This window comes from Bythopirellula sp. (genome assembly GCF_041737835.1).
Classification (GTDB): Bacteria; Planctomycetota; Planctomycetia; order Pirellulales; family Lacipirellulaceae; genus Bythopirellula.
Map to the genome: position 1 here is coordinate 265,473 of NZ_JBGSQY010000031.1, position 14,048 is coordinate 279,520.

10 protein-coding genes are annotated in these 14,048 nt (G+C 52.1%); 2 read left to right on the forward strand and 8 right to left on the reverse strand.

What is annotated here, in order from left to right; genetic code table 11:
• Window positions 1–9 precede the first annotated feature (9 nt).
• The 6 genes from AC6T8Q_RS10450 to AC6T8Q_RS10475 all read right to left on the reverse strand — a co-directional run bounded on the left by AC6T8Q_RS10450 (window position 10) and on the right by AC6T8Q_RS10475 (window position 8,999).
• Window positions 10–1,926: a sodium:solute symporter family protein gene (locus AC6T8Q_RS10450; protein WP_500679025.1), complete on the reverse strand. Its 1,917-nt coding sequence runs from the start codon at window positions 1,924–1,926 to the stop codon at window positions 10–12.
• A gap of 60 nt (window positions 1,927–1,986) precedes the next feature.
• Complete coding sequence (locus tag AC6T8Q_RS10455; RefSeq protein WP_500679026.1) at window positions 1,987–3,354, reverse strand: glycoside hydrolase family 18 protein; 1,368 nt, start codon at window positions 3,352–3,354, stop codon at window positions 1,987–1,989.
• Window positions 3,355–3,372: 18 nt separating this feature from the next.
• Complete coding sequence (locus tag AC6T8Q_RS10460) at window positions 3,373–6,000, reverse strand: beta-N-acetylhexosaminidase (RefSeq protein ID WP_500679027.1); 2,628 nt, start codon at window positions 5,998–6,000, stop codon at window positions 3,373–3,375.
• 265 nt (window positions 6,001–6,265) lie between these two features.
• Window positions 6,266–7,483: an ROK family protein gene (locus AC6T8Q_RS10465; RefSeq protein WP_500679028.1), complete on the reverse strand. Its 1,218-nt coding sequence runs from the start codon at window positions 7,481–7,483 to the stop codon at window positions 6,266–6,268.
• A 68-nt stretch (window positions 7,484–7,551) separates the two neighbouring features.
• Window positions 7,552–8,556: a DUF1559 family PulG-like putative transporter gene (locus tag AC6T8Q_RS10470; protein ID WP_500679029.1), complete on the reverse strand. Its 1,005-nt coding sequence runs from the start codon at window positions 8,554–8,556 to the stop codon at window positions 7,552–7,554.
• A gap of 41 nt (window positions 8,557–8,597) precedes the next feature.
• The gene (locus AC6T8Q_RS10475; RefSeq protein WP_500679030.1) at window positions 8,598–8,999 is read right to left on the reverse strand and encodes a hypothetical protein; all 402 of its coding nucleotides are present in this window, start codon (window positions 8,997–8,999) and stop codon (window positions 8,598–8,600) included.
• 481 nt (window positions 9,000–9,480) lie between these two features.
• Here AC6T8Q_RS10475 and AC6T8Q_RS10480 point away from each other — a divergent pair, with 481 nt between their 5' ends.
• Together AC6T8Q_RS10480 and AC6T8Q_RS10485 are read left to right on the forward strand one after the other, a co-directional pair.
• A complete protein-coding gene (locus AC6T8Q_RS10480) occupies window positions 9,481–10,395 on the forward strand; it encodes a hypothetical protein (RefSeq protein WP_500679031.1) in 915 nt (304 codons plus the stop codon).
• A gap of 90 nt (window positions 10,396–10,485) precedes the next feature.
• Window positions 10,486–11,157 carry a PEP-CTERM sorting domain-containing protein gene (locus AC6T8Q_RS10485; protein ID WP_500679032.1) on the forward strand — a complete coding sequence of 224 codons (672 nt, stop codon included), beginning with the start codon at window positions 10,486–10,488 and terminating at the stop codon, window positions 11,155–11,157.
• Window positions 11,158–11,421: 264 nt separating this feature from the next.
• Here AC6T8Q_RS10485 and AC6T8Q_RS10490 read toward each other — a convergent pair whose 3' ends face one another.
• Both AC6T8Q_RS10490 and AC6T8Q_RS10495 read right to left on the reverse strand, forming a co-directional pair.
• Window positions 11,422–12,765 (reverse strand): hypothetical protein, encoded by a 1,344-nt coding sequence (locus AC6T8Q_RS10490; protein WP_500679033.1) that lies wholly within the window; start codon window positions 12,763–12,765, stop codon window positions 11,422–11,424.
• Window positions 12,766–12,945: 180 nt separating this feature from the next.
• Entirely contained in the window at window positions 12,946–13,848 is a 903-nt protein-coding gene (locus AC6T8Q_RS10495) for a tetratricopeptide repeat protein (RefSeq protein WP_500679034.1), read from the reverse strand.
• Between the last annotated feature and the right edge of the window lie 200 nt (window positions 13,849–14,048).

A 14,048-nucleotide genomic window follows, 5' to 3' on the forward strand; every position in this document is an offset into this window, starting at 1 on the left:
AGTTGTTGGTTAGTCGGTGCTAATTCGGTCAAAGAATTTGAACAGAAGTCCCGCTGCAATGGCAGCGATTACGCCCAGAATCCCGGCCTGAATCCAATTGCCATAGACGGCACCACCTATGCTGAACAGGGAACAGTAAATGGCTAGGCATCCCAAGGACACGCACACGAGTTGCAGTGGCATCTGCCACGCCTTCCCGTGGACAGCTTCATCAACGAGATCACCTTCGCTCCGTGCTCGCGCAACAACCTTCGCCCAACCGGGCCCGCCGGGATAGCATTTGCGATAAAACTTGCGAAGAGTGGCTTGATCTTCTGGAGGCGTAATCAAGGTGCCGACAAGCCAAGCTATCGTGGTCGCGATCACACAAATGAGCAATTTCATTGTGAACCCATCGATAGGGCCTCGCGCCACTGCGGAATCATCAACCAGGAGGACCAGCACAAAGGCCAGCGAGGCCGAAACAGCCATCGCAAAGATTTCGGACCAAGCATTAATCCTCCACCAGAACCATCGCAGCAGATAAATCGCTCCGGAGCCCGCCCCAGATAATAGCAGGATATTGAACGCTTGCGTGGCACTCGTCAAATAGAGTGAGAGAAGCCCAGCCAATATCATCAGAGCTACAGTGCAGATGCGCCCCATCAGCACCAATTCTTTTTGCGAAGCATCGGGTTTGATAAAACGCCAATAAAAATCGTTAACGATATACGACGAACCCCAATTCAAATGCGTTCCAATCGTCGACATGTAAGCGGCGAAAATCGCCGCCAGGATCATGCCAAGGACGCCGGGTCCCAAACGCGACACCATGGCGGGATACGCAAGGTCATGGGCAATGATCGAGTCGTCGACATGGGGAAATGCCGCTTTGATGTCAGCGAGTTCAGGAAAGCAAACCACGGAGGCCAACGCCACGAAAATCCAAGGCCATGGGCGCAATGCATAATGGGCAAAATTAAAGAACAATGTAGCGCCGATGGCATTCTTCTCGTCTTTGGCGGCCAGCATTCTTTGAGCGATGTAGCCACCGCCACCAGGCTCAGATCCAGGATACCAGACGGCCCACCACTGCACGGCGAGGGGAATAAGCAGCAGCGGTACATATTGATTCGCGTCTGAAAAATCGGGAAAGATACTTGTCTTCGCCGCGACTTCTTTCGTGTTCAGCAGGTCCGCCATCGAGTAGGAGTCTATAAATCCGGCAACTTGACTGGCATCTATCGAGCCAGCATTTAAGGCATTTTCAGCGGCGGTCTGCGCGGCAATATCCAATGAGTAAAAAGCTGCAACGACGACGCCGACCATGGCGAACGTGTACTGAAAAAAATCAGCCCAAATGCAACCCTTCAGTCCACCCAGCGTCGCGTATATCACAACGCCAATCGAACCGTAGACAACGCATTCCCACTTCGAAGCACCAAACATCAAGGATCCGTATTTAATAATGGCTAAAGTTACGGAGGCCATGATCAACACGTTGAAAAACACACCGAGGTAGATCGATCGAAATCCCCGCAGGAACGAGGCCGGCTTTCCGCCGTATCGCAATTCATAAAACTCTAGGTCAGTCAGCACCTCGCTGCGGCGCCAGAGTTTGGCATAGATGAAGACTGTGACCATGCCCGTGATCAAGAAAGCCCACCAAGCCCAGTTCTTGGAGACACCTCCCTCACGGACCATTCCCGTCACAAGATTAGGCGTGTCTGCTCCAAAGGTGGTGGCCACCATCGACGTGCCCAGCAGCCACCACGGCATACTACGACCACCCAAGAAGAATTCGGAACTACTCTCCCCCGCTGTTTTTGAGGCCCAGGCACCAATCGAAATAACAGCGACAAAAAAGGCCGCAATGATGGCCCAGTCGATGCCGGCAAGATGAACGGCAAAAAGACTCGGTGCGTTTGTTACCAAAGAATTCAGCAAGAGACGTTCCCTTCTCGCATAAGCTTAGTCACAGAAACCGACTGGTATTCCCAAGTCACATCAAGCCAACTTGCGTACGAACATAGAAAAACTCAGCACACAAAAGACAAGGATGCTCGATGTAGGCTCTGGGACTGCTAGGGTCTCAATGAATGGTGAACTCGGAGCGTTATGATTGCGTTGCCAGATCAAAAAGTCCCGGCCATCGCTGTCCCCATCACCATCGGCATCGCTTTCGTCATTGATGCCGTAGTCGTCCTGCCATTGCAGGAGATCGTCAGAGTCGACGTTGCCGTCGCCGTTAAAATCTCCCGGGACTGGTGCAAGACTAGCAAGCTTGTCGGCAGCGATCCGTAGCATCGAGTTTGGGTTACTCGCTGGTAGATCCTGTGCGATTTCCCAAATAATTATGTGCTGCAAACCCTCGTCATGGGCAAACTGCACGCGATCCTCGATGTCATCTTGGTCGGGAACCCAAATCGTTTGGCCATTGAGCGAATAGTAACCATTGCCCAGCGGAGTTCCGATTGTTGCGAGATCAGCGTAGGTAAAGGCCGCACCGTTAACGATGTTCTTCCCATAGAACGGCAAGCCGATCCCCAACTTGTCGGGAGCCACATTGTTGCCCCAAGTGGCGTTTGTCCAAACGTAGGGACGCTGCGTATTTGCACTAACGGGATTAGTCCAGGCATTCGTGGCATCGACAATATATTCGTGCAGTGAATGCTCGCCTTGGTTAGGATTGGCTGGATCGTTGCCCCACCAGTCGAGGTCATAGGTCATTAGCGAAATGCCATCGATCGCATTTGCGCCAGTCAGCACATTGTTATTGATCATCACCGTGGGATCGACCGTCGCATAAACACGATTCTCCGCACCGACTGTTTCCTTGATCTTCTTGAGCATCGCGGGATAAGTGGTTGTCCGCTCGACGCCTGCATCGGGATGCTCCCAGTCGATGTCGACCGACGTGGCGCCAGTTTCTGTCAGCAGGGCCGCGATATTATTTGCTAGTGTTGTCTGCAAGGTCGTACTGGCCGCTACGCTACTGAAAACAGAATCGACTCCCGCACCGCCGAGTGTAATGTTGAGTCGTGGCCGTTGATCGATTGGCAAAGCCGCGATCAAGTTCTTGATCGTGGTGATATGGGCCTTGTCGGTATTGATATTGCCATTCTGCGAGGTAATAGCTCCTGATGAGTTGACACTCAGGCCGAAATATCGAACTTCGTCCAACAACTCGAGTTGGCCAGGCAGTGTGTTGTTAACATAGGAACCGTTCATGCGGTAGTACGGCACATAGCCGACAAGTTCGACGGCATGAGCGCCGTGAGCTTGCCAGATCGCCAGACAAATCAAGCCAACGCGAAGATACAGATGAGCGATATTCATGGCGGGTGAACTCATAATGGCCAATGTCTGATGCATAGAAGAACTTAAAACTTGTTAATTCGCACGATAGATTTGTTCTTGGACCTTTGTCGCGCGACTTGAACGACCGTTGGTCGTAAAAACTTTCAACGATGCCTGCGAAGGAGCAGGCACCGGTTCCGTGTATGTGGGAGACGCTTGATTGGGCACGGAACCATCCGTCGTGTAATGAATCGTGAGCCCCGGAAGCGAAACGTTGGCTTTCAGCATGCCGTCTTCAATCACCGCGCCCGCCTCGGGAATACGATATTCGAAGCCACTAAGCAGGTAATCGAGGCGTGGTAGTTCCCGTTGTCCCAGCTGAGCCGCGAAGCTGCTCCAGGCCTCGCGGAATTTCATCGGCCATGTCTCTGGATTATCGTCGGTAATCCAGACCGGTTCTTGAGCCCAAGCACGCTCGGCCAAGGCAATCAATTTAGGCAACGCCATGTATTCGAGCTGTTGTTGCCCTTTAAGATTCTCGGCCCAAAGCTGCCCCTGTATGCCGAGGATGTGCTTTCGGCCTTCCTCGGTGAGTTTCTCGCGGCGTTGAATGTTTTCCAAAGCAATATCGTGGCCAAAAATATCTCGGCGCATTTTGGCCAGATAGTTCATGGGTGCAAAGGAATAGACCGTCTTCGTATCGGTAAAACCGGCCCAATAATAGCCCGGTTCGCGAGGATCCTTGTTGTAAGCCAAATCAAAGTAAAGATGCGTCGCATTGCACAGCACGACGTTCACGCCCGCGTTAGCGAGACGATAGGCCACGTCTTCCTGCCCCCACCCCCAAACATTGTTCCAGACGTAACATTGATATTCGGGGCCGACAAACCGATTGCGTGACGCATCCTGCACGACTTGCGACTTCCGCATGTCGTTCAAAAAAACTTCTTCCCACGCACCCATGACGATGTCATCCGCCGAGAGCGAATCGGAGATCCGCTGGAAAAACTGAGCCATGGCATCCTTAGTCAACGTTACCGCCTCGCGGTCGGTTTGTGAGTAGAGATCCTGGCATTGCTTGGAATCTTTCCACACGCCCGTAGGAACTTCGTCGCCGCCTAGGTGAACCGTTTTCAAATCAACGCCGGCTTCGTCGTACATGCTGCGAATATCATTCAGCACGTGCTCGACAAATTTATAAGTCGATTCCTGGCAAACATTCACGACGTTATCGTTCCACATCTGCACCGACTCATATTGCGATGTGTCGTCGGGATCGTGAAGTACGAATTCGTTGGCTTCGACAGCTTTGCCTTCCGCGAGCAAGCGCTGTTGACGAGCCTTCATGGAGTAAATCGCCGCTCGCGAATGCCCCGGCAGGTCAAATTCGGGGATGACTTCAATATGTCGAGCGTAGGCGAACCGCAGGATATCCAAGAACTCTTCGCGAGAATAATGGCCCGTTCCATGGGAAGACTTGGCATCCGGCTCGGATCCAGACCCAAAGGAAGGAAGCAAGGCAGCGTCGTCATCTCCCTTGAAACCACGTTTGCCGCCGATTTCCGTGAGCTCGGGTAAGCCCTTAATCTCTAATCGCCAGCCTTCATCGTCTGTCAGGTGAAAGTGAAATTTATTGAGCTTGTAGAAGGCCATAAGCTCAAGCAATTTCTTGACCGCCTCAGGACTCTGAAAATTTCGTGCGACGTCGAGATGTAGCCCACGGTATGCTAACGCTGGATAATCTTCAATCGTTACAGATGGGACTTTAATTGTCTCATTGGATTGACGATAAGAACTAACCGGCAACAAGGCCCGTAGGCTTTGAATGCCGTAGAAGATGCCGGCACGGTCGGTGCCTGTGATTTCGATCCCCTGCTCTGGTCCGATCACAAGCTGATAAGCATTGTCCCCTGCCTTCTTGCTTTGGCCGTTAATCTCCAAATCTTTGATCGCCAACCTGATCGAAGTACTGTTAGTAGGCTCAGCGTGGATCGCGATCTTGGACTTCAATACTGTTTGCAACGCATCGGCCAAGTACGACGCTTCTTGTTGAAATTCTTTGTCAGCAACGATTGTCGTCTTATTATTAATCTCGAATTTGCCGGAAGTTGCGTTGATTGCCACGGGTGTGGGTACGATCTGCCAGTCGGCGACTTCAACCGGCATCAATTCTAGATTCTCTTCGTAACGAGAACCCGCCGTTGGGGCGGCAACTTCGTCATCCGGTGCCCGTAATGTTTGGGTCTTGCTATTGATGGGGCCAACGACCGGATCACCCAGTGCTTCCACCACTTTGTTGTGACGGACGGCGTCGTTCAAGACGACAAAAAAACCGTTGGGGGCGTCGGTCTGTTTGATCAGGGCCGATTCCGTTTGAAACTGAAAAGTTCGCTTCGTGCCCTGCCGGAATGCCGTGAAATTATCGCGCGGCTCAAGACGAAATAAATCGCCGTTGACGTGAGTTATGGAAAAACTCTCGTTCGGTTCTTGCGGTAGAATCTTACGGCAGAAGTTAAAGTAAAGCTGCCAGCCATGATTGCCCAAAGATTGATCGCCAGCATTTTCGATCACGAGCTCGCTTGGATAATGGCCGCCAGTTTTTGCTCGCGGCAGTAAGTTCCAGCTGATGTTGAGTCGGTGGCCTTCATTCGAGCGCGCGGGGGGAGCGGCAATCACGCCCAAGCAGATGAAAAACACACAGACAAGAATCAACAAGCTCATCGGGTGACGCCAGTTCCGATCTTTCGGCCATTCAGATTCCGCGCGCACACCAAAGCGTGTTCGGACAACCCCGTCGGCTTCAGTGCGCAAGCAGCCGGTCTTCAACGCACTGCTATTGTAATAAGAATGGCCGCTGGTTGCTGTAGGCCGCGGGACACCGATGATTGGCGAGCGATGGGCTTTTTCCCGATACGAAAGAAGCTGAACCAACCAATAAATTCTGTCTGGGATCGTCACGGAATTGCTTGGCTCTTCTCTGGATAGTCTAGTGCGTGGCCAGCGATCTGTTCATGGTAATCCCGGCAAAGCGGACATAGCCTTCCAAGTCGGGCACGCGTGAGTCGGTCAGATAGTCGATCACGCTGGCGATCGTTCCTTCCAGAACGCCGCCCGTGGCACGCACAAAATTGCACGCATTAAACGAGAAATCCATCGCGTATTGTTCGGTCTTTTCTACAACAAGGTCGAACAACTGCGGGCAAGCCTGGAAGACACGACCGTGGATATAAAATGTGCCGGGATTCATCAGGTTCACTACGTGAGCTACGCCGATCGCCAGATAGCCGCACATGGCTTCGAGTTCCAGCAAGACTTGTTGGTTGCCCTCTTGTGCCATTTCAAGAATTTCATTGATCTTCACGGGTCGTCGCATAACTAACGAAATCCGCGCTTCGAGCGCCCATTCGCTGGCGACCGTTTCCAGGCAGCCTTTCTTGCCGCAGTGGCACACGTCGCCGCCAGGCACGATGGCCGTGTGGCCAAGTTCCCCCGCGAAGCCGCTGTTGCCAGTGAGGAATTGCCCCTCGGCCATTAAGCCGAGGCCGACCCCGCGGCAAAGATCAAGAATCGCAAAGTTGGTGACCTCTTCGCTTGCGCTGTGTGCTTGCTCTGAAAGTGCCAGCGCATGGGTATCCTTCAAAATTAAGCATTCGATGCCTAACATCGCTTCCAAGTCTTTGCCGAGCGATTCATTCGTAAGGATCGGCATATTAGCCGAGAAGACTGAACGCTGAGCTTCATAATCGATCACAGTCGGCATGCTGATGCCAATGATCAGAGTCGACTTCCCATCGGGCGGCATCAACTTTTTGACGTGGCGAGTGATGTGAACCAGCAGGGAATCGTAAGTCTTGGGCGTGGGAAACGTCACGCAACTTCCGCTGTGAACAATGCCATTGAGTCCCGCCGAAGCCACGGTGCATTCCGACACGGCAAGGGCCACGCCGATCACTTGGGCATTCTCGTTGGCTAAGCGAAGAAGTTTGGCAGGGCGTCCTGGGCCCGTGGTCGATTCCTCGACTTCTTCCAGAAGTTTCGATTCCAATAAAGTGGCAACAGCTTTAGCCACCGTGGGGAATGTGATGCCAATCGATTTGGACATCTCCGCGCGAGTCGATGGCCCCCGGTCTTGAATCAGCTTCAAGACCAAACGCTCGTTGATCTTGCTCAGGAGCTTCGATTGAATGGGAGAAGGGTTGCTCATGGCTTCGTTGCGCTTTTTTTGTTATGAGGTCCATCCGATGGACCCATGCCGCCTAGTCATCAAATGACTTAGAAATTTTGCAAGATATCCCCATTCTCCATCGAACTGGCCGCTCGCCACGTGAGAAGATCGATATCGTCTGTCTTAAAGCTCACGGAGCCGTCGACCATCACAACATTGACTCCACCAGGATGACGACTGCGGGCAGAAGCGCGCTCAAAGTTAGGTCCCCCCTTTTGATTACAAGGAGGATTTAAAGGGTTCCCACCCTCTTTCAGTTGGTCTTTACAGTAAGGCAGTTGTTGGATGTAGTCAGTACCATCATTGGGCCCAGAAAATGTCTCGAACCCAGAACTAAACCCCCACCAGGTCAAGCCACGGTAGTCTCCATCCCGCCCCTGGACTGTCTCCGAGGCTAACATGGTATTGCTCAGGCCGTCGGAAATTTGCCTGAAAGTAGATTGGAATTTCTTTTGCGAACCCCCTTCGGATTCGGGAGGGAGAATGTCCCAACCTGTAAATGGCCCAGGCAGATATTTAACAAAAGCTGGATTAGTCGGGGACATACCAGTGGCATAGTCACGTCCGATGTGATGCGTCGTGCCGTAATTCACGACATAATTGTGTAGAGTGACTCCATTCTCAAGCGTTTGTTGCTCATCGCTAGGACACGAGAAGGTGGCGATACGAGTCCTGACGACATCCAAATTGGTCACTGCGGGTGTTACCGCGGTGCTATTAGAGTCATATCGGTACTCGTCAGGAATTCCAATATTCGATTTCGGAATGAATTGATAACGATCCCCGAGCTGTGCCTGCTCTATGTACGGCAGAATAGCCATTTGCCAGGTTCCCCAGCAGCAGCTCATGAAGCCCCTGGGAAGCTCTCGGTTTGTATCGTGATAGTTTTGCATCGCGATGCCAAGCTGCTTCAGGTTGTTAACACATTGCGAGCGTCGTGCCGCTTCGCGCGCCGCTTGAATAGCAGGCAACAAAAGTGCGACAAGAACTCCGATGATCGCGATCACCACCAGAAGCTCAACTAAAGTAAAGCCCGGATTCTTCTTTCTCATGACTAATCGTTCCTCAATTCCATGAAAACGCAATCGCAATACTATTTACTAACAATATCAAAGACAAAGTGATTTTCACCGTCGAGCGTGACATCGACAGTCTTCTCACTATTGGTGTTGTACTCGGGAGGTATCAGTTCCGGATGCGCAGTGGTTACAGGATTGCCAGCCGCATCCTTAATGGTCACCATCGGCGAATTCTCATCGATCGCACTAATCACGATATGGTAGGCTCCTGGCGGCAGACCCTTTTCTTGAGAGATCGAATATTGCCCGTCTTTGATCGATGCCTCTTTCGACACAACCTTTTCGCTAGCCGTCAAGGTAAAGCGAATCGAGCCGCTCTTAAGAGGCGCTCCGTTCAAAGAAACTGCACCGCTAACTTCCAGCAGATCGGATTTGGGGCCACAACCAACCGTGCCCAGAATAATTGCAATGATCATGATGCATGCCGCCAAGCGAGCCGTATCAGCATCTCGTAACAGCAAGGCTATCTTCCTAGGAATGCCCATTAACACCTAAATCCTGTGCTGAAAAAGCAATTAAGTTCGTAAACAACTTGGGTTTGAGCCACTGGCTTCTGGCCTAAGCATCGAACGACCATATCTTAAACGGCGCTTACTATTGTTGTCAAGCTTTTGGTAAAACCACGAAATCAGCATTCTGATCTTTAATTCCGTCGCGATTAGGAACTGTTTCACACCAACCATGCCAACTATTTGTCCCCAATTTGTTGCAATTACTTTATGGTGTGTTATAAATGGTCTCAATAACATTGCGCAGCACACTCTCGTTATTTCTTTCCAATGACTCGCAATAAATCAACCATGGGAAAGTACGCAGGCGGTCTGACTAATAACTACGTCGGCATAAACTGCCTAGATTGCCCGAGTTTTGAAAGGCCTATAAAAGGAACAATGCCTAATGAAAAACCTCACTAAATACACTTCTTTAATCGCGGCTTGGCGACTCGCAGCGGTCGCACTTGCCTTCCTAGTGTTGTCCTCATCAACAAATCTTTATGCCCAAGGCACGCTGGCCTATTCATTTGAGGACGGTTCGCAAGATATGGCGAACTTCGCCGCAAATGGAACTTTTATCTCGCCGCTGACCCAAGACACGATTGGGGCAACAGACGGCACGAAGTCCTTGAAAGTTGAACTACAGCAAAACGCCTTCTATGCAGGCGCTTTAGCAGGGAATCTTGACCCGAACATCATCGGCGACCCACCAGGCGTCTTCTCGATGACTTTCGACTTGACTATCCCAACACAATTTCCTCTCGAAAGTTTTGTGGACATTTTCGTCGTCTTTTTTGGTGTTGGGCAGGCAGGCGAGGAAGCTGAGGTGTCGTTTCAGGGTGATTTGACGAACCGGGTGGGTGTTGGCGATTTTGCGCCGGGAACATACCCAATTAGGATGGAATTTAACGAGGCATTTCATCCCTTAGACTTTGAGAATTTTGAAGCGCGGTCTTTTAACGACATCTTTGGCACCCAAGGCAGTGGGCCGATCGACATCATCCCCACCGGCTTTCAGATCACCATCAATAAATCGACGACCGCCCCTTGGGTCGGCTACATCGATAATGTTCGCTTCTCTTCCACGGATGGAATACCGGGTGATTTCGATGGCGACGGTGACGTCGACGGACGCGATTTTCTGGCTTGGCAACGTGGCAATTCGCCTATTCCCTTTAGTGCCGAAGACTTGGCACTCTGGCAAACGAGTTACCCCGGCCCATTAACTGGATTTACGACCGTCCCCGAGCCAACATCAATTATGCTCATTATGATGGCTGCTTGTGGATTGCTTTGTGGTCGACCAAGGACTGCATAAAGCTTGAGCCTTTTAAATGGTTTCTGTCGGCGGCATCGTCAAATAATACTGTTCCGTTTCCTTTGCTTCTGTGAATGAGGAGTTCTAATGATGAGAAAACTGAGAAATTGTTTATTGGCCACGGCGGCTCTCGCTGCCATGGTGTGTGTTGGTAGCGCTGCTAAAGCGGCAGACCTGTATTCGTTCGAGAGCGGATTAGATGGCTTTTTTGGTTTGGGTGCAGCCGTGAGTGCTGACACCATCGGGGCGACTGATGGCAGCACTTCCATGAAATATCTCGCCGGTGGCGGCGGATTCGTTGGAGCTCGCACCGAAACGGTCATTCCTGCGGCTCTTAACAACCCTCCTGGAGTTAAGTCCATCGTGTTCGATATGACGATTGTCGAACTGCCACTCGCTCTCACCTTTGCCGACATCGGCGTCACCATTTTCGGTCATGACATCGATAACGGAGCCTTCGGTATTCAAAAACAGTTTACCGATACCGTATCAATCGTTGGACTAGGTGTTGGTACACACACAGATCTTGTGATCGATCTCGATTCCGAATTCTTTTCGGGAGAGTCATTCAACGAAATTTTTGGCGACGACACCAGTGATTTGGATGTCGCCTCGGCATTCCAGTTTTACATCAGCAAGACTGCTGGCGTTCCCGTGACGGTCTACATCGACAATGTCCGCACGCTTGTGCCCGAGCCAACTTCCGCGCTGTTGTTGGGGCTCGCTGGTTGCATCGGACTGGTTGCACGTCGCCAGCGTTAATTCGCAAACGTAACGGAACTTTTTAGGGCAGAAGACAGTGCTGCGGCGAGCTTTTGAGCTTGCTGCACACTGTCTTCTTTTTTGAAATGAACGTCGAACTCAAGCAAGTCTATCTAATCATCCATGCGGAACATTAACTCCTAGCCAGGAGTTGCAAATGAACTTTTGATTTCGTCGGATTTCCTAGCTCTGATTTCGTGCTACATCGTGAGAATTCTGCACCGATGCGCTTCAACGATACTGTTTCATGATCTAGGGTGAAGGTTACTTCCGCACGAACGGCCAATCATCGACGACCATCGTTTCCGCTACGCGGTCTTCCAAGTTGGGTCGAAAGATTGTCAGCAGCAACAACGGCAAAAACCACGCGACAAAAACACCGCCGTTGCTGGCGTTCCAGAACTGCGTCGCCGCCATGATCGCTCCGGTGCAGCAAATGAGTGTCGCCAGATTTTTTTGAAATGGCCAAATCGTAAATCCAAACGACAGAGCCACGAATGCCGCGATGATCGGATATCGAAACACGGGGTTCCAAAATTGCCAAATCCCTAGAAGGTTCGCTCGCGTCGGCAAACGGAGGCCGAACATCCGTATCGTGTTCTCGACAAATCGCTGGGTATCGGTCGCCGTGAACGCCAGTGTTAACACCAGCACGACAATCATCAACAGCACACCCGCCACGAACCGCTTTAGCCCGCGCGTCCAATAAAAACTGCACCACAGCGGAATCAAGAACGCGGGGTAATACACCGTTCCCGAAGCAAGTCCAATCATCATCCCGGCGAGCAACGGTCGACGATAGCAGACTATCGACCAAACCAACAACATCGCGGGGACGGCATGAACGGGATCGCCTGTCCACAGGGCCGTGTAAGGCAACAACAGATAGCTTGCCGCCGCGGCAATTCCCATCGTGATATTGTCGAAGTGCCGATGACCGACAATCAACATGCCAACGACGATCATAATATGAGAAAAAATGGCAACCACGCGGACCGTGGCCTCTTGAATGCGCCGCTCTTCCCGCACGTCGGTCAACGGCGTAGGTGGCTCGCTGCGGGGCGTAGCTTTAATAACGGTCTGCGTTGAAATCCGCGGGAGCCGATAAAGCAGAAAAAAGCCGGGCCCATCGGCCGCAAAGCTTCCTTGCTCTTCATCCATCACCTGGTCGTCGCGAACTTCCTCGGTCGTACGGCCGGGACGCAAATTTTCCGCCTTGGGATCGCCCGTCACGACGTTGGCCATCAAGAAGAACAGCAGCGAGCTGCCCATGAACATCAAGCCCGCCGCGTTGAGATTGGGATCCAACAGCGGCCGCCGGACCATGGCGTTGTCGACCAATAGTCGCAATAGGAGGATTAGTTCTGTGGCAAGCAACCACAAGAACCCCAAGTGCTCGATGGCCAGCGCGTTCTCCGCCGTCTTGTTTTCCCACGACCACTGCACCAAGAGTAACCCCGGTGCGAGCAGAATTAGCAGGAATAAATCGACGTTCCGTACGCTCAACACGCGGTTGAACTTGAAAAACAGAGCCAACATCAGCAGCGACGAAAGATAAGCCCAACTTGTGGGGTTAACTCGCTCGTAATGGAAAAGAATCTCGGGCATTTGATCTTAAATGCCAAGCGGCACAAATCCAATAAATAGCCGGCGGGCACGAGGCATCGATCCCGCCTGGAAAAGTCTCTTATCTAAGCCTACTAAGATAAGTCCTGGGCGCGGAAGTGCAAACACCATAAAACTTCATCAAGCAGGATGAGCCATGATTCGCCCAGAATCTATAGACATTTATTTTTGTAACCTCCCCTCGGCCGTCTCCGCCCAAGGGCTTTCGGGGGCCAATTCCAAGAATCGCCGCCAATGCGGTTCGGCCTCGCCACGGCGGTCTAGGCGATCAAGAGCGGTCGCCAGATGATAATGCACGTCGGCATAGTCGGGATGAAAGGTGAGTGCCCCCTGGAAAGCCGCCACGGCTAGTTCAATTTCGCCTTGCTCGGCCAGCACGCAACCCAAATTCGCACGGGCTTCAACATATCCCTCATCAAGCTCTACGGCCATGTAGAACCTTTCACGCGCCGCGGGAAGTTCGCCCATCCGATAAAGCAAGTCGCCGAGCGCAAAGTTCACTTCCGCGGAAGGGCCTTCAAACGCGAGCATCATCCGATACGCTTCCGCCGCTTGAGCTAAATCGCCTTGATCTTCCCAGGCCTGCGCCGATTGCTGTAGATCGCTCGCGGGAGAGTTTTCTTTGTCCGGTGAAACCACCGAGTGAAGCCCAATTGCCGCGACTTCGTCGTTCGCCGTTTCAAAATCAATGAGCAACTGCCCCCCGGGTTCGGCCAACTCTTCGCCACGCCTCAGGAACAACTGTTTGCCGACGACCACCACGGCTGGATCGGCCAAAGGACGTTCCAACTCCGGTACTTTTCGAGCAAATTCCACGAGCTTGCGATCGATCACGCGAAGCGAACACCCAGCCTGGAGCAATGCCGCCAGATGGCGTGCGATCCCCACTTCCGTGAAATCAAAGTAGGGGAGCCGTCCCACGGTTTGCGATGCGTGCAAGAAGCCACAACGCTGCCAACGCCGAATCGCCGCCGTCGGCACATGCAACAATTCCGCCAACATCGCCGGCGTGTACAGCCGCATAATCTCGGCAGACGGCTCGGCATTGGGACTGGAAAAGGACATCAAGAAACGCTCATACAATCAGAAAACGGGGCTGCCTGAAAGCTGCAGTTTCTGGCCCTGAGTGAGCGCTGTCAATGTACGCTGAATTCAAGAGAATGAAGAGAAATTAACAGGAGATAGCAGAGTGAGCAGAGGACAAAGTTTGGAACACTACCTCTGCTTCCCCCGCTCTCTCCTGTAAAAACAATCCGCGAATATCC

Bases quoted from the DNA above. Each gene is read 5' to 3' on its own strand.
- AC6T8Q_RS10455 (WP_500679026.1), bottom strand. From the start codon at position 3,354: ATGCATCAGACATTGGCCATTATGAGTTCACCCGCCATGAATATCGCT.
- AC6T8Q_RS10460 (WP_500679027.1), bottom strand. From the start codon at position 6,000: ATGAGCTTGTTGATTCTTGTCTGTGTGTTTTTCATCTGCTTGGGCGTG.
- AC6T8Q_RS10465 (WP_500679028.1), bottom strand. From the start codon at position 7,483: ATGAGCAACCCTTCTCCCATTCAATCGAAGCTCCTGAGCAAGATCAAC.
- AC6T8Q_RS10470 (WP_500679029.1), bottom strand. From the start codon at position 8,556: ATGAGAAAGAAGAATCCGGGCTTTACTTTAGTTGAGCTTCTGGTGGTG.
- AC6T8Q_RS10475 (WP_500679030.1), bottom strand. From the start codon at position 8,999: ATGATCATTGCAATTATTCTGGGCACGGTTGGTTGTGGCCCCAAATCC.
- AC6T8Q_RS10480 (WP_500679031.1), top strand. From the start codon at position 9,481: ATGAAAAACCTCACTAAATACACTTCTTTAATCGCGGCTTGGCGACTC.
- AC6T8Q_RS10485 (WP_500679032.1), top strand. From the start codon at position 10,486: ATGAGAAAACTGAGAAATTGTTTATTGGCCACGGCGGCTCTCGCTGCC.
- AC6T8Q_RS10490 (WP_500679033.1), bottom strand. From the start codon at position 12,765: ATGCCCGAGATTCTTTTCCATTACGAGCGAGTTAACCCCACAAGTTGG.
- AC6T8Q_RS10495 (WP_500679034.1), bottom strand. From the start codon at position 13,848: ATGTCCTTTTCCAGTCCCAATGCCGAGCCGTCTGCCGAGATTATGCGG.